Origin of the sequence: Dysgonomonas sp. 521, assembly GCF_010501055.1 — a bacterium.
Classification (GTDB): domain Bacteria; phylum Bacteroidota; class Bacteroidia; order Bacteroidales; family Dysgonomonadaceae; genus Dysgonomonas.
Genome location: NZ_QVMO01000010.1, coordinates 1 through 20,283 on the forward strand (window position 1 = coordinate 1; position 20,283 = coordinate 20,283).

The 20,283-nt window shown below is 39.0% G+C and carries 18 protein-coding genes and 1 pseudogene; 13 read left to right on the forward strand and 6 right to left on the reverse strand.

Translation table 11 applies throughout. The features are described 5' to 3' along the window. Window positions 1-236: 236 nt before the first annotated feature. A pseudogene (locus tag D0T84_RS05060) lies at window positions 237-385 on the reverse strand (transposase); the annotation flags it as partial. Window positions 386-465: 80 nt separating this feature from the next. Between D0T84_RS05060 and D0T84_RS05065 the strand changes: the two are divergent. Next, window positions 466-1,059 carry a hypothetical protein gene (locus D0T84_RS05065; RefSeq protein WP_163306648.1) on the forward strand — a complete coding sequence of 198 codons (594 nt, stop codon included), beginning with the start codon at window positions 466-468 and terminating at the stop codon, window positions 1,057-1,059. A 151-nt stretch (window positions 1,060-1,210) separates the two neighbouring features. Beyond that, window positions 1,211-1,531, forward strand: coding sequence for a hypothetical protein (locus D0T84_RS05070; RefSeq protein WP_255495211.1), 321 nt, complete (start codon window positions 1,211-1,213; stop codon window positions 1,529-1,531). 51 nt (window positions 1,532-1,582) lie between these two features. On the opposite strand, the gene tnpA is transcribed toward D0T84_RS05070, so the two are convergent. After that, complete coding sequence (gene tnpA, locus D0T84_RS05075; protein ID WP_163306650.1) at window positions 1,583-2,014, reverse strand: IS200/IS605 family transposase; 432 nt, start codon at window positions 2,012-2,014, stop codon at window positions 1,583-1,585. A gap of 173 nt (window positions 2,015-2,187) precedes the next feature. Here tnpA and D0T84_RS05080 point away from each other — a divergent pair, with 173 nt between their 5' ends. From D0T84_RS05080 to D0T84_RS05090, 3 genes are all read left to right on the forward strand, one after another. Then, complete coding sequence (locus D0T84_RS05080; protein WP_255495213.1) at window positions 2,188-2,424, forward strand: hypothetical protein; 237 nt, start codon at window positions 2,188-2,190, stop codon at window positions 2,422-2,424. 102 nt (window positions 2,425-2,526) lie between these two features. Next, a complete protein-coding gene (locus D0T84_RS05085; protein WP_163306652.1) occupies window positions 2,527-3,051 on the forward strand; it encodes a hypothetical protein in 525 nt (174 codons plus the stop codon). Window positions 3,052-3,205: 154 nt separating this feature from the next. Continuing rightward, the gene (locus D0T84_RS05090; RefSeq protein WP_163306653.1) at window positions 3,206-3,952 is read left to right on the forward strand and encodes a DUF2695 domain-containing protein; all 747 of its coding nucleotides are present in this window, start codon (window positions 3,206-3,208) and stop codon (window positions 3,950-3,952) included. Between the two features lie 257 nt (window positions 3,953-4,209). On the opposite strand, the gene D0T84_RS05095 is transcribed toward D0T84_RS05090, so the two are convergent. Next, window positions 4,210-5,877, reverse strand: coding sequence for a formate--tetrahydrofolate ligase (locus D0T84_RS05095; RefSeq protein ID WP_163306655.1), 1,668 nt, complete (start codon window positions 5,875-5,877; stop codon window positions 4,210-4,212). 763 nt (window positions 5,878-6,640) lie between these two features. Next, window positions 6,641-6,769 (reverse strand): hypothetical protein, encoded by a 129-nt coding sequence (locus tag D0T84_RS22820; protein WP_255495214.1) that lies wholly within the window; start codon window positions 6,767-6,769, stop codon window positions 6,641-6,643. Between the two features lie 540 nt (window positions 6,770-7,309). Here D0T84_RS22820 and rho point away from each other — a divergent pair. From rho to rodA, 8 genes are all read left to right on the forward strand, one after another. Beyond that, the gene (gene rho, locus D0T84_RS05100; protein WP_163306657.1) at window positions 7,310-9,154 is read left to right on the forward strand and encodes a transcription termination factor Rho; all 1,845 of its coding nucleotides are present in this window, start codon (window positions 7,310-7,312) and stop codon (window positions 9,152-9,154) included. A gap of 280 nt (window positions 9,155-9,434) precedes the next feature. Next, window positions 9,435-10,388, forward strand: a complete 954-nt coding sequence (locus tag D0T84_RS05105; RefSeq protein WP_255495215.1) for a cation diffusion facilitator family transporter — start codon at window positions 9,435-9,437, stop codon at window positions 10,386-10,388. A gap of 176 nt (window positions 10,389-10,564) precedes the next feature. Next, window positions 10,565-12,088: a bifunctional phosphoribosylaminoimidazolecarboxamide formyltransferase/IMP cyclohydrolase gene (purH, locus tag D0T84_RS05110; RefSeq protein ID WP_163306659.1), complete on the forward strand. Its 1,524-nt coding sequence runs from the start codon at window positions 10,565-10,567 to the stop codon at window positions 12,086-12,088. 33 nt (window positions 12,089-12,121) lie between these two features. Further along, the gene (locus D0T84_RS05115) at window positions 12,122-13,147 is read left to right on the forward strand and encodes a rod shape-determining protein (RefSeq protein ID WP_163306661.1); all 1,026 of its coding nucleotides are present in this window, start codon (window positions 12,122-12,124) and stop codon (window positions 13,145-13,147) included. A 273-nt stretch (window positions 13,148-13,420) separates the two neighbouring features. Continuing rightward, window positions 13,421-14,275 (forward strand): rod shape-determining protein MreC, encoded by an 855-nt coding sequence (gene mreC, locus D0T84_RS05120; protein ID WP_163306663.1) that lies wholly within the window; start codon window positions 13,421-13,423, stop codon window positions 14,273-14,275. Then, window positions 14,262-14,789 (forward strand): rod shape-determining protein MreD, encoded by a 528-nt coding sequence (gene mreD, locus D0T84_RS05125; protein WP_163306665.1) that lies wholly within the window; start codon window positions 14,262-14,264, stop codon window positions 14,787-14,789. Before mreC ends, mreD begins: the two co-directional genes overlap by 14 nt. Next, the gene (locus D0T84_RS05130) at window positions 14,771-16,744 is read left to right on the forward strand and encodes a penicillin-binding transpeptidase domain-containing protein (protein ID WP_163306667.1); all 1,974 of its coding nucleotides are present in this window, start codon (window positions 14,771-14,773) and stop codon (window positions 16,742-16,744) included. Before mreD ends, D0T84_RS05130 begins: the two co-directional genes overlap by 19 nt. An 8-nt stretch (window positions 16,745-16,752) precedes the next feature. Then, entirely contained in the window at window positions 16,753-18,210 is a 1,458-nt protein-coding gene (gene rodA / locus D0T84_RS05135; protein WP_163306669.1) for a rod shape-determining protein RodA, read from the forward strand. Window positions 18,211-18,215: 5 nt separating this feature from the next. Here rodA and D0T84_RS05140 read toward each other — a convergent pair whose 3' ends face one another. Continuing rightward, on the reverse strand, window positions 18,216-19,235 hold the full coding sequence (locus tag D0T84_RS05140; protein ID WP_163306671.1) for an ABC transporter ATP-binding protein: 1,020 nt from the start codon (window positions 19,233-19,235) through the stop codon (window positions 18,216-18,218). A gap of 8 nt (window positions 19,236-19,243) precedes the next feature. After that, entirely contained in the window at window positions 19,244-20,275 is a 1,032-nt protein-coding gene (locus tag D0T84_RS05145) for an iron ABC transporter permease (protein WP_163306673.1), read from the reverse strand. Window positions 20,276-20,283: the final 8 nt, after the last annotated feature.

The following is a 20,283-nucleotide window of genomic DNA, read 5'->3' on the forward strand; positions in this document are numbered from 1 at the left end:
AGTTTGCTAAGAATTTGAGCGAATAATGTTATTTTTGCCATGAGAGGTTCGTTTTTTGTGTTGCACCTCAAAGGTAACTTTAAGGAACAGAAAACGAAAACCTCTCACTTTTTATTTAGGACGCTATTGAAAGAAAATGTCTATTCCTTCAATGTCCAAAGACTTACGTCCTCTGTGGTGGAAGGACTAAAAGTATAAATTTCAGGATCAATGAAAAAAGTTGAGGGATTTTAAATTTATGCATATAATTTTGTTAATCTGAACAAGAAAAAAGCTTTATCTCTTACCCCTCTGAATTGCGTTCTGAAAGCCTTGATTTTAGCATTGAAAGATTCCTGGCAGCATTGGTAGATCTGCGATCGAAAAAGTTAATGATATTCAGGTAAATAACAGCCGCCGTCCGTTAGTGGCAAGCTCGCCAAAGTGCGTAAAACAAGAAACAAATAAAATCGTGAAAAGGAAATTATGAGTTCAATAACAGCCTATAAATTAGATGTAAAATCAGTGGTTGATGACGATTTTTCTTATGTTACTGTTGCGGTAACTTGGAAAGGGAAAAAACATTTGGAGATACCAACCCAATGTAAAAAAACACAAGTAATGTGGTCGCACGAAAGTGCTTATGGTGTAGTCGGCTCAAAAGTTGGAGCCTTTATCGGTTGCTATGGTGAAGACGCTTCACTTCAAGAAGGAATTTTTACACACAGACACATTGCAGAATTACTTACTGAGAAATTTACAGGATTGAAATTTAACGAAGTAATGTGGGTTGAAAATCCGCTTGAGAAAACATTGTCCACAGGAAAACCAAGATTAAAAAAGGCAAAATGGTTGCCTGAAAAAGAAGTAGATTTGGTACACTTATATTCAGACCAATATATTGATGTGCGGAATCCTATAACTTCAAAAACAGATTTCTTCAATGTCTTTCGCATAAACGGGACAGGAAAAAAAAGTTATCAAAATACTTGGCTGATGTGTAACGAAGAAACAGCCAAAAAACTTGAAGAAATGAATTTTACATGTTTATACATTGAAAAATCAACAATATCAGGATAGCTTACATGTTATATTCAAACGATAAAAGCATGAACACCAGCCACAAACAAGCGGTTTGCTGTAATGCGGGCGCGAACATTCGTGTACCCCCGCACTACGCCAATACGCCAGACGTTACCTGCCATTGGGCGACAGCAAAAAATGAAACAAAATGAATGAATTCATAAAATACGGAAATGTTGAAATTGAACTTCCAAACGAAACGATTGGATATTTTTCAATTTTCCAAGATTTGACAAGTCTTTTTGGAGTAGAATGCCAATCCGAAGCAGTTTTTATACTGAAAAATGAACTGAAAAAGTGTTCAGATTTGAACCCAAAGCCGAACATTGATTACGAAGCGGACAATACGCATATTGACAGTCGAAGTGCAGATACTATTTTTAAAGTAGCAGAGATAATTGACAATCTGACAAAAAAGGAACTAAATTACCACACGCCTAAAGAGGCGGTGGGTTATATAACGGACTAAAAGTCCTGATTAAGGCTAAAGCCATCTAACAGAGAAAGACTTTAAGTCTTCTTAAGAACCTATCCGAAAATCATCGTCAGGTAATTCATTGTCCTGATTGGCAATGTACTCTTTTATGATTTCATCGGTTACGGTTCCAGTAGTGGCTACAAAGTAACCTCGTGACCATAAGTGTTGTCCCCAATATTGCTTACGAAGATGAGCATATTCTTGAAACAACTTATGAGAACTGGCTCCTTTGAGCTTTTGAACCAAACGGCTGATGGACAAACTTGGGTTAGAGGATACTAAGATATGTATATGGTCTTTTGAAACATGACCTTTGATGATAGTTACTTCATTTTGTATACATATTTGACGTATCAAATCGCGGGTTCGTTCGGCAACCGAACCTTCGAGAACCGGACGCCGATATTTAGTTATCCAAACTATATGATATTTGATGTCATAGCGGGTGTGTGAACCACTTTTATATGTTTGCATAAAAATTATATTTTTACAAATATATAATTTCTCCGCCTAAAGGCGGGGGATTTCACCCATCCCAGAATTATAAATTAAAAGCAAGTAGAGTAATTGCTGTTGAAAATACAGATAACGAATATTTAAGCAATAAAACATTCAAAGTTTTATTAAATGCAGAGCTTCTCGCGAGTATGAAAGAATTAAAGAGTGAAGTATTCTCAGGAGATTCTACATTACTAGATTTATGTAATGCTTATTACGGACTGAAACCGTGGAATGTGCTGTACAAAGATACATATTATGATGAAATGTTGCTCAAAGGGATTGAACGCCCCAAAACAGTTCTGTTACTTGACAAAGATGCACGAAACAAATATAGGTTAGAATATTTTGGAATAAATGAAAACAATGAACGAGTAAATAGATAATTGGAAATGAATCTTAGCGAACTTAGAATACAAGAAAAGACAGAAAATTTGACGGACACAAAACAGATAGCGAAAAAAGTCTATGATAAAAAATAGTAGAAAATGAATGACAACGAGGAAATGAACGGACACTATAAATCTATACCTGCATTTGAAAATATCTCATTTGAATCTGCAAAAAAAATATGGGAAGAGGATATTTCTGACTTTATAAAGACAATATCGCCTGAAATCCCATTTAATAACGTCGAATGGGAAAAGAGAAAAATGTGCATAAATGTATATCAAACAGATGAGAATGGGTTTAAAAAAAGAGGAGGAAGCGGATACGGATATTTTGCAGAAGTGGTATTACAGAAAGAAAATGTAGAGAAAATTTGGAGTTTATTTGAGCAATTTTCAAATAATTATGATTTAAAGATAGAGCGGTGGAGAAATAATGAAAAAGACCTAGACCGTTATCATTTTGAAGCAAGAAATGATAAAACAAATGACAGCATTTCCTGTAATATTAATTTACCAAATGAATGGAATAATCCTTATGTCTCTATCTCTGTGTTTGTTGGTGGAAGGTATCGGCAAATAGATTTAGATAGTATAAAGAACAGTAAAGAGTCAGACAAATAAAAATGCCAACACACAACAAGCGGTTTGGCGTCAGACGGGGGACAGCGGGTAATTTGAAACTTTGTGCGGAAAATCCTGCCCAAACGCCAAGTTGCGTGTGTGATATTGGGTGCAAGCTTGGCAGACGTAGTAACAACGAACTAAAACAAAATATATGGACAAGAAAGCAATGAAGAAGGCATTTAAAGAAAAAGAGATGAGAGAGTTTAGAGAATCGTTACCCATGAAGGAAACGGACTTTCTTCCGCTTTTTGATTTTCTTGACAATGAATTAACCCAAACCGAGTGTGCAGGCAATTTATCGTTACTTGAAAAATATTGTGCAAAGGAAAAACTTGATTTTATTTCTCTTAAAGAGTGGTTTAGGAAATATGGTGGATATTGTGATTGCGAAATTCTTGGAAATGTTGAAGAACAGTTTTACTATTTGGAAAAGCCTGAAATATCGAAAATACAACCCAAGAAATCACAGGCAGAACAGCGAATAAAACTTAATGAGTTAACAACGGATTTTGGATTTTCGATTAAAAAAGTTCCTTCGCCATGGATATTGACTGCGATTTCAAGAGACAATGTAACAAATTATCAATTTCAAATCGGTAAAAAATCGTATTTTTCTGCAACATTGGAAAGAGATTTTGTAATTGAAAAACTTGCAGAAGACAAATTCCTACACGATTATTGGACTAATCGAACAGAATTAGATTATGAGCTTGAATTTGTGATAGACAGACAGCATTTTAACGATTTTGAAATTATACAAATTCGGACAAGAAGATGGGCGCCGAGTTTTGTATTTGTATATAAACAAGGATTAAAATGGTGCTTGATAATGAAAACAGAAACAGCAAGAGTGAAAAACGATATAAAAGAATTGGAAAGGCTGTTGAAAGAAATATAAACGCCGGCCTATGATAACAGATCTCCAAAGTATAAATTTCTGATTGTCAACAATCAACAACTAGGCTCCAATTCGCAGAATCTCACAAATACTTAAGAGGGTGTGTCAAAAGCCTGCCATTCCGTACCTGATACGAAATCTACAAGGATATAGTGTGCATTGTAAGTGTATTGTGCGTAAAGCCCGCAATCGCAATTATTCTTTTTTTTGACTTTTTACACAGCCTCTTTCGTTATATAAAATCTCATATTAAAGGCTCAACTAAGGCCTTCAATATTTCCATTTATAATATCTATATGCTTCGCTTGCGGTTCTGCTGGCAGACCGGGCATACGCATAATATCCCCCGCAATAGCGACGATAAATTCAGCGCCGTTATTTATGACAATATCGTTTATAGTAAACTCAAAACCTTTTGTGGCGCCATACATATTGGCATTGTCTGAAAAAGAATACTGGGTCTTGGCAATACAAACAGGGTAGTGGTTTATTTTCATCCTGTTTATTTGTTCCATTTTTTTCTTTGCTTTGCTGCTAAAGGAAACAGACGCCGCACCATATATCTTTGTAACTACCTTCTTTATCTTAATTTCTATCGAATCTGTATCATCGTATGTGTAAGACAATCTTTGCGAGGGTTTTAAATCTATATGTTCCATGACCTTTTCAGCTAAAGCGATGGCGCCATCGCCTCCTTTAGCAAAAGATTCATTCAGGGCAAAACCTACACCCAGTTTCATACAATGATTCTTTATTAACAGGATTTCTTCATCCGAATCAAAATCATATTTATTTAATGCAACAACAACTGTTTGCCCGAAAGACTTTATGTTCTCAATGTGTTTGTCTAAGTTCTCAAAGCCTTTAATTAAGCCATTTGTATTCTTTTTCTTTATATCCTCCAATGGTACATTGCCATGCATTTTCAAAGCTTGTGTTGTAGCTACTATTATGGTAAGTTTTGGCGATATTCCCGCTTTACGGCATTTGATATTAAAGAACTTTTCAGCACCCAGGTCTGCCCCGAACCCTGCCTCTGTAATTACATAATCCGCATGCGACATCGCCATCTTAGTAGCTACAATAGAGTTGCATCCATGAGCAATATTCGCAAAAGGTCCACCATGTATTATAGCAGGCGAATGTTCTGTAGTTTGCACCAGATTTGGATTTATTGCATCTTTTAGCAACACGGTAATGGCCCCGGTAACACCAAGGTCATTTACTGTGAACGGACTATTATCGGCAGTATAGCCAAGTATAATATTGCCGATTCTTCGTTTCAAATCGTCAATATCTTTTGACAGGCATAAGATCGCCATAATTTCAGATGCAGGAGTAATCTCGAAACCCGTTTCGGTAGGTACGCCATTTGCAGCGCCATTCAGTCCGGAAACGATATATCTCAGGTTTCTGTCATTCACATCCAAAACCCTTTTCCATACTATTTCTTTCAGGAATCTATCCGTTCCTCTGTTCCGGTACAGATGATTATCCAATAAGGCCGTAATCATATTATGAGCCGATGTTATAGCATGAAAATCACCTGTAAAGTGCAAGTTAATATCCTCCATTGGTAAAACCTGTGCATGCCCGCCTCCTGCTGCACCGCCTTTCATACCAAAGCATGGCCCTAAAGAAGGTTCGCGCAAAGCTACAATAGCGTTTTTCCCTATCTTGCTTAATCCCAAAGCTAACCCAATAGACGTTGTCGTCTTACCTATGCCGGCCTTAGTTGGGGTAATAGCAGTTACCAAAATAAGGTTGCTCTTTACTATTTTTTGTTCGTTTATAAGGGAAACCGGTATTTTGGCTATATACTTCCCATAATTATGTATATCTTCAGATGATATTCCAATCTTTCCGGCAATATTATTTATATTTTCGAGAGCTATACTTCTTGCTATTTCAATATCGGTTATCATGTTATTTTTTGAGATTTATGAAGTTTATTATTATGGGGCACAAAGATAAACCTTTAATTTAAAGAATCAATATACCTTTTTATAAGTTGTGTTGATATATGTTGATAATCAAATGTTTAAATATTCCGTAAACTATTTAAATTATATCCAGTCTGATATTCAAAGCTGTTTCCTGTTTTATAACCAGAACTTGTTCAGCGTTCCATGCCCACGAAGTGGGCTAATATGGATAACCACGGGTAAAAAACGTGAAATGAACAGCAAGGAAAAAACGCCTCCGTAAGAGGCGAATGACATTGATTTTATTATTTACCTCCTGCGAAGACATGCTTTTATTCGCATTTATTATTCATGTCAATCAGTAGTTGAAAATATGAATAATATAATAGTTCAATTATCCTGCGCGCAATCACAGATTGCTTTCCTTACTTTTGGCCGAAGCTCCCTACTGCCACGCCCTCCCGGGCTTTTGCTTCCTTTTGGCATTGCCCAAAAGGAAGCAAAAGGCTAGTGCTTTGTCCCTCGGCGACCCACCAACGGCTGGCCGGCTAAACGGGACGAAACTCGCCTGCGGCTCGGACAACATCCAGTTTCACGCCGTCTGCACCGGGTGGGTACCCCGCCTGCGGAACAGATGCACGGAGTCGCAACGCAACGTCAAGACAGAGGATAGACCCTGCAAATCAGGCGTCAGCAAGCGCCGTTAGCAAGCGTACGGGGTACCCACCCGGTGCAGGCGGCGTAGAATGAAGTGCGGGCGCTCTTAAGCAAGATTTCCCAATCTGTAGAATGATGAATCTTTCATCACTTCATTCAGCCGGCAAACCGATGGTGGGTCGTACGGCGAAGCGGGGCGCAATGCTTTTTTGCTTACTTTTGGAGCTTTGGCCAAAAGTAAGGTAAGCAATCTGTGATTGCGCGCAGGATAAAAAATAAAAGAACGTTTTAAGTAGCGAGGGCAGAACTGAATTAAAAATTCATGTTATGCCGAGTCTCGCAAAACGACTAATGTAATTGAACATATAATTTAAACAAAAGCAAATACTGATTCGCATTATTAACTCTGATACATCTATATTATATTGCGGTATTCATAGACCTAAGGAAAAAGAAAATATTTGGATCAAACAAATAATTTAATAGAAAAGGTATGTCTCAAATTAATTTCTTTTATTATCTTTGCACGAGTTTATTCCGGATTGTTTTTATATTTGAATAAATAGGAGAGGGTTATCCCCTATAAAATCAGTGGGCAATATTGGATAGATGCCATAAAAAAGCCATCAGCAAACTATTTTGACCTTAGATAATAACCTTAAATTATTATCTTCTTTAATTAAAAGTTCCATAAATATTACAAGTTTTATACAAAGGCATTGCCCCTAAATTCATAAAAATTTATTATAAATTTATTATTTTAACATAGATATACATGCGTATATACAACATTCTTGAGCTTAATGAAAAGCTCACTATCGAATTAAGAACCATCGCGAAAGAGCTTGGGATAAGACGTCCCGATGCATATAAAAAAGATGAGTTGATTTACAAAATCCTTGATGAGCAGGCTATTTTAGAAGCTAAAAACAAAAATTCTGAAAGTTATCAAAGCGAAGAAAGAATAGAGCAACAACAAAAAAAATCTCAATCTGCCGCTAAGAATAAACAAGAAAAGGCTAAGAGCAAGCCTCAAACAAAACAAACAGCACAACCTTCAACTGCACAACAACAATCTGCACCTACCGCCACTCCAACAAAAAAAGAACAACCAAAACCTGAGCCGCAGCCGAAGGTTCAGGAAGTAAAAAAAGAAGTTCCGGTAGTAGCAGAGAGGAAAGAAGTTCCTGTTGAAAAGGAAAAAGCCCCCCAGAAAGAAATTGTTAAAAAAACAGAAGAAAAAGAAGCAAAACCTGTAGCCGAGGCTAAGCCACAACCTACAGTAGTGAAACCTACTCAACTGGTATTCCGCTCAAATAAAGTGAGAGAACCTCAGGTTGAGGAGCCCGTTCCAGGGCTACCTTTGTTATCCCCTTTAGAAGTAGATGCGGAAGCTGCTGCCGTAGAAATAATTCCGGAAAGCCCTGTAAAAACAAAGCAGGCTCAACAAAGTAATCAAAACCAAAAGCAAAATAACCAGCCACAGGAAAAATCTTTCGACTTTGAAGGTATTCTATCTGCTACAGGAGTGCTCGAAATAATGCCTGAAGGATATGGCTTTCTTCGTTCATCCGATTATAATTATATGTCGTCGCCCGATGATATATATATATCCCAATCTCAGATACGTCTCTTTGGGTTAAAAACAGGAGATATCGTAGAAGGGCCAATTCGTCCTCCGAAAGAATCCGAAAAATTCTTTCCTCTTGTAAAAGTGGACAGGATAAATGGACGTACACCCGATGAAGTGCGCGACCGTGTGCCTTTCGACCATCTGAAACCTCTTTTCCCGGATGAGAAATTCAAATTGACGAAGGGAAGAAACGATAATTTGTCATGCAGGGTAGTTGATCTATTCTCACCAATAGGGAAAGGACAACGTGGGCTCATCGTAGCCCAGCCTAAAACGGGTAAGACCACACTGTTGAAAGACATTGCAAATGCTATCGCAAGCAATCATCCTGAAGTGTATATGATTGTGCTTCTGATAGATGAACGTCCGGAAGAAGTAACCGATATGGAGCGTAGTGTGAATGCGGAAGTGATTGCTTCTACATTTGACGAACCGGCAGACCGCCATGTGAAAATTGCCGAAATAGTATTGAATAAGGCAAAACGTATGGTAGAATGCGGGCACGATGTTGTTATCTTACTTGACTCTATTACGCGTTTGGCTCGTGCCTACAATACTGTGCAGCCGGCTTCGGGCAAAGTCCTTACCGGGGGGGTTGACGCCAATGCGTTACATAAACCTAAGCGTTTCTTTGGTGCGGCTCGTAATATCGAAAACGGCGGTTCGTTGACCATTATAGCTACAGCCCTGACAGAAACAGGTTCTAAAATGGATGACGTTATCTTTGAAGAATTTAAAGGTACAGGTAATATGGAGCTTCAGCTTGACCGTAAGTTATCAAACAAACGTATATTCCCGGCAGTGGATATCATTGCATCCAGTACGCGTAGGGATGATTTGTTGCTTGATAATGATACACTTAGTAGGATGTGGGTGCTTCGCAACTTCTTGTCGGATATGAATTCGGTAGAAGCGATGCAGTTCCTCGAAGGAAGGCTCAGGAAAACAATAAATAACGAAGAGTTCCTCATTTCAATGAATGACTAAGAACCTGTTTAAATTTTATTCGTTCAAATTTTTAGAGCTGTTTTAGAGCTGATTTTTTTTTTCTCGAAACGATAATAGCGGGCTATTTGAGTTGAGAGAAAGGAAAAAACAGCCAAAAACAGACTAAAAATGAACGAAGAAAAAGGTATAATAAAATATTCGTATAAAATTTAAACAGTTTCTAAGTAAGTAAATTTATACTTTAAAATATTTAAAGCAAGGGAAAAAGATGTAACTTTACCCTTGCTTTTTTATTTTTAATAATTCTAAATAACAATAAATGATGAAACATAATCATGACAACGAAGAACAGAACCACGGTCATGGGCATTCTCATTCACATAGAGGACACAATCATACCCATAATGCCAATAAAAAGGCCTTAACCATCAGTTTCTTCCTGATTGCCGGATTCATGTTTGTTGAATTTATAGGAGGATACCTGACAAACAGCCTGGCGCTGATTTCCGACGCCGGCCATATGTTAAGCGATGCCGTTGCTCTCGGCCTTAGTTTAAGCGCCCTTATCTTTGGCGCAAGGGCTGCGACACCCTCCAAAACGTACGGCTATAAACGTTTCGAAATATTAGCAGCATTATTAAATGGCATTGTTCTGGTGCTGTTGGCCATCTTTATTTTCAAGGAAGCTATCGACCGGCTCTCAGAACCGCCTCATGTAATAGGGCAGGGGATGATGGCAATTTCTATTATCGGGCTTGTCATTAATGTTATTGTGGCATATATACTCCATTCGCAAGGCTCAACGAAAGAAAACCTGAATGTCAGAAGCGCTTTTCTGCATGTTATAGGAGATTTGTTAGGCTCTGTAGGGGCTATTGTTGCCGCCATACTCATCATGTTGTTTGGCTGGTATATAGCAGATCCGATAGCCAGTATGATTGTTTCTTTGTTAGTCCTTTATAGTGGATGGCATGTATTGAAGGAATCCGTCAATATACTGATGGAGGCTAAGCCGTCGGATGTTGATTATGAAAAAGTTATAAACCTCCTGAAATCGGTAGACGGGGTAGTGGATATACACGATTTGCATATCTGGATGATTACATCCGATTTTTCGGTGATGACAGTACATTTGAAGGTTGGACCGGACTCCGATCGCGATTTAATTCTGGAAAAATCAAAGCAGCTGATAAATAAAGAATTCGGGATAAAACATGTGACGATTCAACTCGAAGGTCGCGATATATGTCCGTACGAAGAAACGTGTAACTGATTGCATATTTAGATTTTTTTTCTGGGCTCTAAATAAGAGCTTTTGATGCGAAAAAATGTGAATTTCAAAGATGTTTTCAATATATAATTTATTCATCAAAAATTATATTAAAAACGGCTAGTAATAACAATAGTTTTTATAACTTTGTACCCCTAAAAATACGTTATTAACACACCATGTCTTCAGAAAAAAAAATTAAAACAGCGCTAGTATCAGTTTATCATAAAGATGGATTGGATGAAATTTTAAAAAAGTTAAATGAATTAGGAGTTCGCTTTATATCGACAGGAGGAACCCGGAATTTTATTGAATCACTGGGTTTTCCTTGTGACGCGGTAGAAGATATGACCGGTTATCCTTCTATTTTAGGTGGACGTGTAAAGACATTACATCCGAAAATCTTTGGCGGGATATTATGCAGGAGGGAACTGCCTGAAGATATGAAACAGATTAAAGCATACGATATACACGAAATAGACTTGGTTATCGTAGATTTATATCCTTTCGAAGAAACTGTTGCATCAGGCGCAAACGAACAAGATATAATAGAGAAAATTGATATAGGCGGAATTTCACTAATCCGCGCTGCGGCTAAGAATTTCAAAGATGTACTTATTGTTGCATCGAAACGTCAATACCAGCCACTAGCGGACTTATTGGAGTCTAAAGATGGCAAGTCGGATATTGCAGACCGTAAATTCTTTGCGAAAGAAGCATTTGCCGTCTCATCGTCTTACGATACGGCTATTTTCAACTATATGGATAACAACGAAGGAACAGCCTTCCGTTATGCCGAAGATAACGCCATGCATTTGCGATATGGCGAGAATCCTCACCAGAAAGGGCTTTTCTATGGCGACTTCAATGCTTTATTTGAGCAATTGCATGGGCGCGAAATATCATATAACAACCTGTTGGATATAGAAGCTGCCGTGAGCCTTATCAGTGAGTTTGACGAGACAACCGTAGCTATTTTGAAACACAACAACGCGTGCGGCATCGCCTCGCGGCCTACAGTCGTTGAAGCATGGAAAGATGCCTTAGCAGGCGATCCGGTTTCGGCATTTGGTGGTATTATTGTCAGCAACAAAAAGATAGACAAAGTTGCGGCAGAAGAAATCAATACGATTTTCTTCGAAATCATCATCGCCCCGGAATATGATAAAGATGCGTTAGAGGTATTGGAACAAAAGAAAAACCGTATTATTCTTGTTCAGAAAGAGCCATTGAAGGGAGATAAGCAATTCCGTTCATTACTGAATGGCGTTCTGGTTCAGGATAAGGATTTAAGCATACAGTCTTCCTCCGATTTAAAACTTGTGACCAACAGGGCTTTGCAGGGAACGGAAGAAGAAGATCTGCTTTTTGCAAATAAATTAGTAAAACATACTAAATCCAATGCCATTATTCTGGTAAAAAACAAGCAACTCTGTGCAGGCGGTACAGGACAGACATCGCGTGTAGATGCTTTGAAGCAAGCAATTGAAAAAGCTAATTCGTTCGGATTCAGCCTGGAAGGGGCAGTGATGGCGTCAGATGCATTCTTCCCTTTCCCCGATTGTGTGGAAATAGCGGGAAATGTAGGCGTTACAGCAGTGGTACAACCCGGAGGGTCAGTAAAAGATAACCTGTCAGTCGAATATTGTAACGAACACAATATCTCTATGGTTATGACAGGCATCCGTCATTTTAAACATTAAGAGTATTTATTAAAATCGGTAATATAAACAGATATGGGATTATTCTCTTTTACACAAGAAATTGCAATGGACCTTGGCACCGCCAATACCATTATCATCCATAACGACAAAATTGTTGTAGACCAGCCATCAGTAGTGGCTTTAGAGCGAAAGACCGGAAAGGTAATAGCAGTAGGGGAACAGGCCAGGCAAATGCATGGTAAAACCCATGAAGATATACGTACCATACGTCCGTTGAAAGACGGTGTTATTGCTGATTTTACGGCGGCCGAACAAATGATTCGCGGGCTGATAAAGATGTTTAACAATAAAGGCCGTCTTTTCTCCCCGTCTTTACGGATCGTAATCTGTATCCCATCAGGTAGTACCGAGGTGGAAACGCGTGCGATCAGAGACTCCGCCGAGCATGCCGGAGGGCGCGATGTGTATATGATTTACGAACCGATGGCAGCAGCTCTGGGTATTGGCCTTGATGTGGAAGCGCCCGAAGGGAACATGATCGTAGATATAGGCGGTGGTACTACCGAGATTGCCGTAATTTCTCTGGGTGGTATTGTCTCTAATAAATCGATAAAGATTGCAGGAGACGACCTTACCGAAGATATTCAGGAATATATGGGACGCCAGCATAATATCAAAGTGGGGGAACGTACTGCCGAAAATATCAAGATAGCTGTTGGTGCAGCATTGACCGAATTACCGGAAGAAGATGTACCTGAGGATTTTATCGTACATGGGCCTAACAGAATGACATCTTTGCCGATGGATATTCCTGTTTCGTACCAGGAAATGGCTCACTGCCTCGATAAATCAATATCTAAAATGGACTCTGCTATTCTGAGCGCGTTGGAGCAAACTCCTCCTGAATTGTATGCCGATATTGTACGTAACGGTATCTATCTTACAGGCGGTGGCGCTCTGTTAAGAGGCCTGAGCAAGCGTTTTTCGGATAGAATCGGTATCGAATTCCATGTGGCCGAAGATCCGCTTCATGCTGTGGCCAAAGGTACAGGTATCGCTTTAAAGAATATTGAGAAATTTAACTTCCTGATGCGATAATACGACAAACTGTACAGCATTTTCTTGTATTATTTAAGAATAGAATTATCTAATATAAGAAGTAGGTACAGGTATGTAAATGTATAGGTACACTATTTTTAGAAAAGTAGAAAAGTAACACGGAGAATGTATAAAATAAGTGTCACTTTTGTCACTTTTTAACATTTTGCAAATAACCAATTAATAACAGGTTGCCTCGTATCTTGTTTATTATAAGCAGGTAACAGTAGGTTAACCGGAAGACAAAGCAATTATTCTAGATAATTACAGATAATGCATAACCTGATTAATTTTTTAAGAAAAAACAGCCATTGGTTTACTTTTATTTTTCTTGAAATAATCTGTTTTTATTTTATATTCAGTACAAACTCTTTTCAGAAGAGTGTGTTCTTTAATTCTTCCAATGAAGTTACCGGAAGAGTGTATGCTATATCGGGAGGCTTTTTATCCTATTTTGGGCTGAGAACAGAGAATCAGGAGTTATTGATAAAGAACGCGGAGTTACAGGCGCAAATAGCCGGGCTTAAGAATTATATATATGATCTGGAAAATGATTCATTAAAGACTAATGCCTTTATCTCCGACTCGTTGGGCGTACTAAAACAACAGAATATCATTGCACGCGTAGAGAATAATACCATTTCCCAGATATATAACTTCATTATTATCAATAAGGGTAAAAACGACGGAGTGCAAATAGATATGGGTGTTGTTTCCCAGCAGGGTATAGTGGGGGTAGTAAGGGATGTAACGCCTAACTATGCGGTCATACAGCCGGTACTTAATCCCCATAGCCGGTTTAGTTGCAAGATATTGAATTCCAATACAGCCGGTACATTGGTATGGGAGGGAGGAGATCCCCGGTATGCCAACCTGACTGAATACCCTAAATATGAGAAGGTTGAAAAAGGAGACACGATTGTTACCAGTGGTTTCTCCGATATTTTTCCCGAAGGCATATTTGTGGGGATAATTGAGGATTTTAAGAGCGAAACGAATGATAATTTTTATTCTTTAAAGGTCAAATTATCTACCGATTTTGGCGCGTTAAAGAGTGTTCTCCTGTTAGGAGGTAAAGACGAAGAGCATAAGGAATTAGAACAAAAAATAAAGAATGTTCAAAAGTAGTAATATCAAGTATGTTATCATGTTTGTTTTACTTGTTTTATTACAAGTATTAGTCCTTAACCGGATTTCATTTCTTGGTTATGGTGTTCCCTTTGTGTATGTTTACTTTATTATAAAATTACCTATCGGCAGTAATAAGAATCTCGTACTCTTATTCAGTTTCCTGATGGGATTGCTTATCGATATATTTTGCAATACTCCGGGTATAAACGCTGCTGCCGCAACTTTGGCGGGCCTTGTCCGCAGGCCTATACAAGGACTTTTCTTTATGGTTGATGACTATACCGAACAGACGCCGAGCCTCTCTTTATTAAGAGGTGCTTTTATCAAGTATGCTGTTTTTCTGACGCTGGTTCATCACATTGTACTCATTTCCATCGAATCTTTTTCATATTTCAACCTCGAAATACTTCTGCTGCGAATAGGGTTGTCGACTATACTCACATCTTTGTTGATATTTGCATTCGAAGGTTTCTCTTTTAAGAAGAAAAACTCATGGCAAAAGACAATCTAGATTTCTCGAAAAGAAAATATATTCTGGGAGGGATAGCTTGCCTGATAATCCTTATCTATGCAGCCCAGTTATTTAATTTGCAGATACTGAATACCGAATATAAAGATTCGGCTGATGGCAATGCGTTCTTTAACAGGACGTTGTATCCAGCCAGAGGCGTTATTTCAGATCGGAAAGACCGCATATTGGTGTACAATCAACCGACATACGATATTGTATATATTCCACGGGAAGTCCAGCCTTTCGATACACTTGATTTTTGCAGGTCTTTGAATATTACAAGGGAACAGTTTGATAAGCGCATAGAAGAAATAAAAGACAGACGCTTAAATCCCGGTTATTCGTCATATACGATGCAAACATTCATGACGCAATTAACGATTCAGGAAAGCGGGTTGTTACAGGAAAAACTATATAAATTCCCCGGATTTTTTATTCAGAACAGAGCGCTTCGCCAATATAATTATCACAATGCCGGATTGCTGTTAGGTTATGTAGCCGAAGTCAGCAAAGGGCAGATGGAAAGTGATGACTACTATGTAAGGGGAGATTATGGTGGAAAATCGGGCATTGAATCTTCATACGAAACATATCTGAGAGGCGAAAAAGGTATTGAAGTATTACTGCGCGATGCTCATGGGCGCATACAAGGACGGTATGAGGACGGAAAATATGACAAATCGCCTGTATCAGGGAAGAATCTGACTTTATCTATCGATATTGATCTACAGGCATACGGCGAACACCTGATGCAAAATAAGGTTGGCAGTATTGTCATGATTGAGCCATCCACAGGTGAGGTATTATGTCTGGTAACATCTCCCACCTACGACCCGTCTATGCTATTGGGACGTAACTTTATAAAGAGTTATAAAGAATTGGAAAATAACACCTTAAAGCCGCTTTACAATAGAGCGATTCAGGGCATGTATCCTCCGGGTTCCACTTTTAAAACAACTCAGGGTCTAATGTTTTTACAGGAGGATATTATTACTGCTAATACGATGTATTCGTGTGCAGGCGGTTATCCACCACTAGGCGGACGCCCAAAGTGCCATGCGCATGGTTCACCTTTACCATTGATACCTGCAATTGCGACTTCTTGCAACTCTTACTTCTGCTATGGCCTTACAGCTATGCTGAATAATAAAAAATACGGTAATATACAGAATGCCTTCGATGTGTGGAAAGATCATATGGTAGATATGGGTTTCGGTTATCCGTTAGGCATCGATTTACCTTCAGAGAAAAGGGGCTTTATCCCTAATAGCAAGTTTTATACAAAAGCTTTTAAACGGGAGAACTGGAGTCCTGCTAACATTATTTCAATAGCAATAGGGCAAGGTGAAATTACCGCAACTCCTCTTCAGGTAGCCAATTTAGCTGCTACAATAGCGAATAGGGGGCACTATATTGTTCCGCATGTCGTTCGCGAGATACAAGATACGCCATTGGATAAAACCTATACCAATCCGCATTATACCGGCATCAAGAAAGAACATTACGAGTCGATAGTTGAAGGTATGGCTCGTGCTGTCACAGGAGGTACATGCCGTGGAGCAAACCTGTTGCCTGAGATAGAAGTTTGTGGTAAAACGGGTACATCCGAAAACCCTCATGGAAAAGACCACTCTATCTTTATGGGATTTGCACCGAAGGATAATCCGCAGGTCGCTATATTCGTGATTGTCGAAAATGCCGGATTTGGAGCCACATTCGGTGTGCCTATTGGCCGGTTGATGTTGCAGAAATACCTGAAAGGAGAGGTTCCGGCCAGAGATAAGTATATAGAAGACAGGATTGTAAATACAACCATATTACCTCAAACATTCCTGAATTGGAACAGGAACAACAGGGTAAATGATGCTAGCCGCTCATCTACAATGCAATCAGGCGGAGAAATACAGGGGAGTGCGTCTATACAACCATTTTCATTAACCCCCGAAGATAATTAAGGAGAACGATGTACAGAAGGGAAGAAGAGCATATAAAGAGTAGTATAGACTGGTTTACAATTGCATTGTACCTCATAATGGTATTTTGCGGTTGGTTCAGCATATATGGTGCAAGTTATCAGTATGGCAGTACTACCAGTATGTTTGATATCTCGGGAAGGGCAGGGATGCAATTGGTTTGGATTGGTACATCTATCGTGCTTGGTTTTATTATATTAAAGCTAGACAGTAACTTATACGACATACTTGGATATTACATCTATATAGTGTTCATTTTACTTCTTATAGCCACTATCTTTCTGTCTACAGATATCCGGGGATCCCGTTCGTGGCTCAAAATAACGGATTCGATACAAATACAGCCCGCCGAATTTGCCAAATTTGCCGTGGCCTTGGCTCTGGCAAAGCTTCTCAGTAGTTATAATTTCAAATTGCTTACAACTAAGAACCTGTTTACAGTAGCTGGTATCATTATAGTGCCTATGCTTCTGATTATTATGCAGAAGGAGACAGGATCCGCTCTTGTTTATACTGTTTTCATCCTGATGTTGTATAGGGAAGGATTGCCCGGAATTATCTTATTTTTGGGGATATCCGCGGTTGTCTTCTTTGTTGTAGGCCTAAAATACTCTGAAACGCATGTAGGTATAATCTCGACAGGCGAATTTATCACGATTATACTTGTCATACTGATATGCGCGGCATTATTACTCAGTTATAGGCAAGACAAGCCAGCCGCCCGGAATATTATACTGGGATTGGGCACGCTATTTGGTATCCCATATCTCATTTCTTTATCAGGCGTAAATATCGATTTTGGGATCATATCTTTGGCCGCTTTAGGAATCTTGGTTATTTATCTTCTGTTCTTGGCTAAGAAACATTGGTCTAAAGTGTACCTGTTGACTGCTGCTTTTGCAATAGGAAGCCTTATTTTTGTCAGTTCCATTGATTATATCTTTACCGATGTGATGCAACCCCATCAACAGATGCGTATAAAGGTCACTCTTGGCATGGAGGACGACCTGATGGGAGCTGGTTATAATGTGAATCAATCTAAGATAGCAATCGGTTCAGGAGGGCTTTTAGGCAAGGGTTATCTGAATGGAACCCAGACCAAACTGAAATATGTACCCGAACAGGATACAGACTTCATATTTTGTACAGTAGGCGAAGAGCAGGGCTTTGTGGGCTCGATATTTGTGCTGTTGTTGTTTTTATCGCTGATATTACGGCTGTTCTATTTGGCTGAAAGACAGAAAAGTACATTTGGGCGGGTCTATGGCTATTGCGTTGCCTGTATTTTCTTGTTCCATGTGATTATAAATATAGGGATGGTAATCGGCTTAACGCCTGTAATAGGTATCCCTCTTCCTTTCTTTAGCTATGGGGGGTCATCCTTGTGGGGCTTTACCATTTTGTTGTTTATCTTCCTTCGTATAGATATGGCAAGGAAACGTAGATAAGATATCTAACTTTCGGCTACCATATCCTTTAGGAAAGCTGCAAGTTGCTCAAAACTATATAGTTCTATCGTATTATTATTCTTAACAATAGAAAAAGAAGGGGGTGTTTCTTGTGATAAAACTGTAAATAGGACGTTTTCATCTCCGGTTTTCGCTAAAGAAAAGCCGTTCCTTTCCAGTATATTCTTTGTCCAATGATACAATATGCCATGAGCTTTCAGATGTACTTTCTTATCATTGGCTCTTTTGGGTAAGAAATTCCCTGTATATCTGTCGAATACAATGTTTTCGCCTTTAAAGAAGCCATCCATTTTTCCAGAAAATATAATGTCTTCAGTTACTCCCGAAGCTAGTCCTTTATCCTTGGATAACAGCCATAATCGGTCGGCTAGGAGCAAGGCCATATCGATGTCGTGTGTCGAAAGCAATATCGTTTTATCCTGATACATAGCCAGATTGTGTAGTAGGTTCATTATCTCAATGCGGCTTTCTATATCTAAGAAAGCTGTCGGTTCATCTAATAATACGACAGGACATTCTTGTGCCAATGCTTTGGCTATCATTGCTTTTTGTCTTTCTCCATCCGATAGTTCGGCCATATATGATTGTGCCTTATGCGAGATACCTACATCCTGCATGGCTTTCCGGACAATATCTCTGTCTTTATCAGTTAGCTGACCGAAGAATCCTGTATACGGATAACGTCCCAGTTCAACCAATTCCCTGACCAGCAGCCCTCCCGTAGATGTCTTATCTGTTAATACAAGCCCTAATTGTCGCGATAATTCTTTTTCTGACAAAGAGGTAATATTCTGATTATCAAAGAGTATATTTCCTTTCAGCGCTGGTTGCGAAGCGCTTATCGTACGTAATAGTGTCGATTTTCCGGCTCCGTTAGCACCAATTAAGCAGACAAGTTCTCCTTTATATAAATTGAATGAAAGATTTTCATAAAGTACATTGATCTGCTTCGACTTGGCATAGCCGATACTTATATTCTGAGCTTTTATTACTACTTCATTCATTACTTGCCTTAATTAAAATATTGGATTCTCTTCTGATTTAGAATTACATATATAATTACCGGCGCTCCGAAAATAGGTGTAACGGCGTTTAAAGGCAGTGCTCCGCTTGCCCCCGGCAATATGCAAATCAGATTGCATAGTAATGCCATCGCAGAACCGGCTAATATGGTAATGGGAAGCAATGACTTATGGTTCGACGTCCCCAATAACAGCCTTGCGATATGCGGGACAGCCAATCCGATGAATGCTATAGGCCCGCAAAAAGCACATGTTATAGCTGTAATTAGTCCTGCACAAAGCAAAAGCAGAAACCGGATTGTTTTTATACTGACTCCTAAATTTGCTGCGTATCTTTCTCCTAAAAGCAAAGCATTCAGTGGTTTAATTAAGAGCAAAGATAATGCTAACCCTATACTAACTACTATACAATAGAATGGCAGCTGCTCCATAGATACTCCGGAAAAATCGCCCATTCCCCATATCATAAACGAATAGGCATCTTCGGTGGTACTCCAGAATTTAAGGATGGATATGATGGAAGACGTCAGATAGCCTACCATAATACCGATAATGAGTAACATAACGTTATTCCTTATAATAGAGGCAAATCCCATAATAACAAAGAGGATGGCGGCGGCTCCTACAAAAGCACCGAGGACTATGCTCATCGAATAGGAAAAATCAAACCCGCCTACCGAACCAATGCTATTGCCGATTAAAAGAATAACGAGAGCAACTCCCAGATTTGCACCCGAACTGATACCTAATATACCGGCATCGGCCAAAGGATTCCTGAACGCAGTCTGTAGTAATAAACCGGAAACAGCTATTGCACCACCCGAAAACAGGGCTGTGATAGCCTGTGGAAGGCGCGATTCGAGTATTATATATGTCCATGCCTGTTTTTCAACTTCATTTCCTTGCAATATTTGAAAAACAGCCTTGGCCGGTATTGGTACAGAGCCAAGAAATAAGCTTAATACAAATAGTATAACTATGCTTATCAGGAAAAGGAAACTATATGTTAGTCCTTTGGGCATATAATCTT

Coding starts and splice junctions, on each gene's coding strand:
- D0T84_RS05065 (WP_163306648.1), top strand. CDS start 466: ATGAGTTCAATAACAGCCTATAAATTAGATGTAAAATCAGTGGTTGAT.
- D0T84_RS05070 (WP_255495211.1), top strand. CDS start 1,211: ATGAATGAATTCATAAAATACGGAAATGTTGAAATTGAACTTCCAAAC.
- tnpA (WP_163306650.1), bottom strand. CDS start 2,014: ATGCAAACATATAAAAGTGGTTCACACACCCGCTATGACATCAAATAT.
- D0T84_RS05080 (WP_255495213.1), top strand. CDS start 2,188: ATGAAAGAATTAAAGAGTGAAGTATTCTCAGGAGATTCTACATTACTA.
- D0T84_RS05085 (WP_163306652.1), top strand. CDS start 2,527: ATGAATGACAACGAGGAAATGAACGGACACTATAAATCTATACCTGCA.
- D0T84_RS05090 (WP_163306653.1), top strand. CDS start 3,206: ATGGACAAGAAAGCAATGAAGAAGGCATTTAAAGAAAAAGAGATGAGA.
- D0T84_RS05095 (WP_163306655.1), bottom strand. CDS start 5,877: ATGATAACCGATATTGAAATAGCAAGAAGTATAGCTCTCGAAAATATA.
- rho (WP_163306657.1), top strand. CDS start 7,310: ATGCGTATATACAACATTCTTGAGCTTAATGAAAAGCTCACTATCGAA.
- D0T84_RS05105 (WP_255495215.1), top strand. CDS start 9,435: ATGATGAAACATAATCATGACAACGAAGAACAGAACCACGGTCATGGG.
- purH (WP_163306659.1), top strand. CDS start 10,565: ATGTCTTCAGAAAAAAAAATTAAAACAGCGCTAGTATCAGTTTATCAT.
- D0T84_RS05115 (WP_163306661.1), top strand. CDS start 12,122: ATGGGATTATTCTCTTTTACACAAGAAATTGCAATGGACCTTGGCACC.
- mreC (WP_163306663.1), top strand. CDS start 13,421: ATGCATAACCTGATTAATTTTTTAAGAAAAAACAGCCATTGGTTTACT.
- mreD (WP_163306665.1), top strand. CDS start 14,262: ATGTTCAAAAGTAGTAATATCAAGTATGTTATCATGTTTGTTTTACTT.
- D0T84_RS05130 (WP_163306667.1), top strand. CDS start 14,771: ATGGCAAAAGACAATCTAGATTTCTCGAAAAGAAAATATATTCTGGGA.
- rodA (WP_163306669.1), top strand. CDS start 16,753: ATGTACAGAAGGGAAGAAGAGCATATAAAGAGTAGTATAGACTGGTTT.
- D0T84_RS05140 (WP_163306671.1), bottom strand. CDS start 19,235: ATGAATGAAGTAGTAATAAAAGCTCAGAATATAAGTATCGGCTATGCC.
- D0T84_RS05145 (WP_163306673.1), bottom strand. CDS start 20,275: ATGCCCAAAGGACTAACATATAGTTTCCTTTTCCTGATAAGCATAGTT.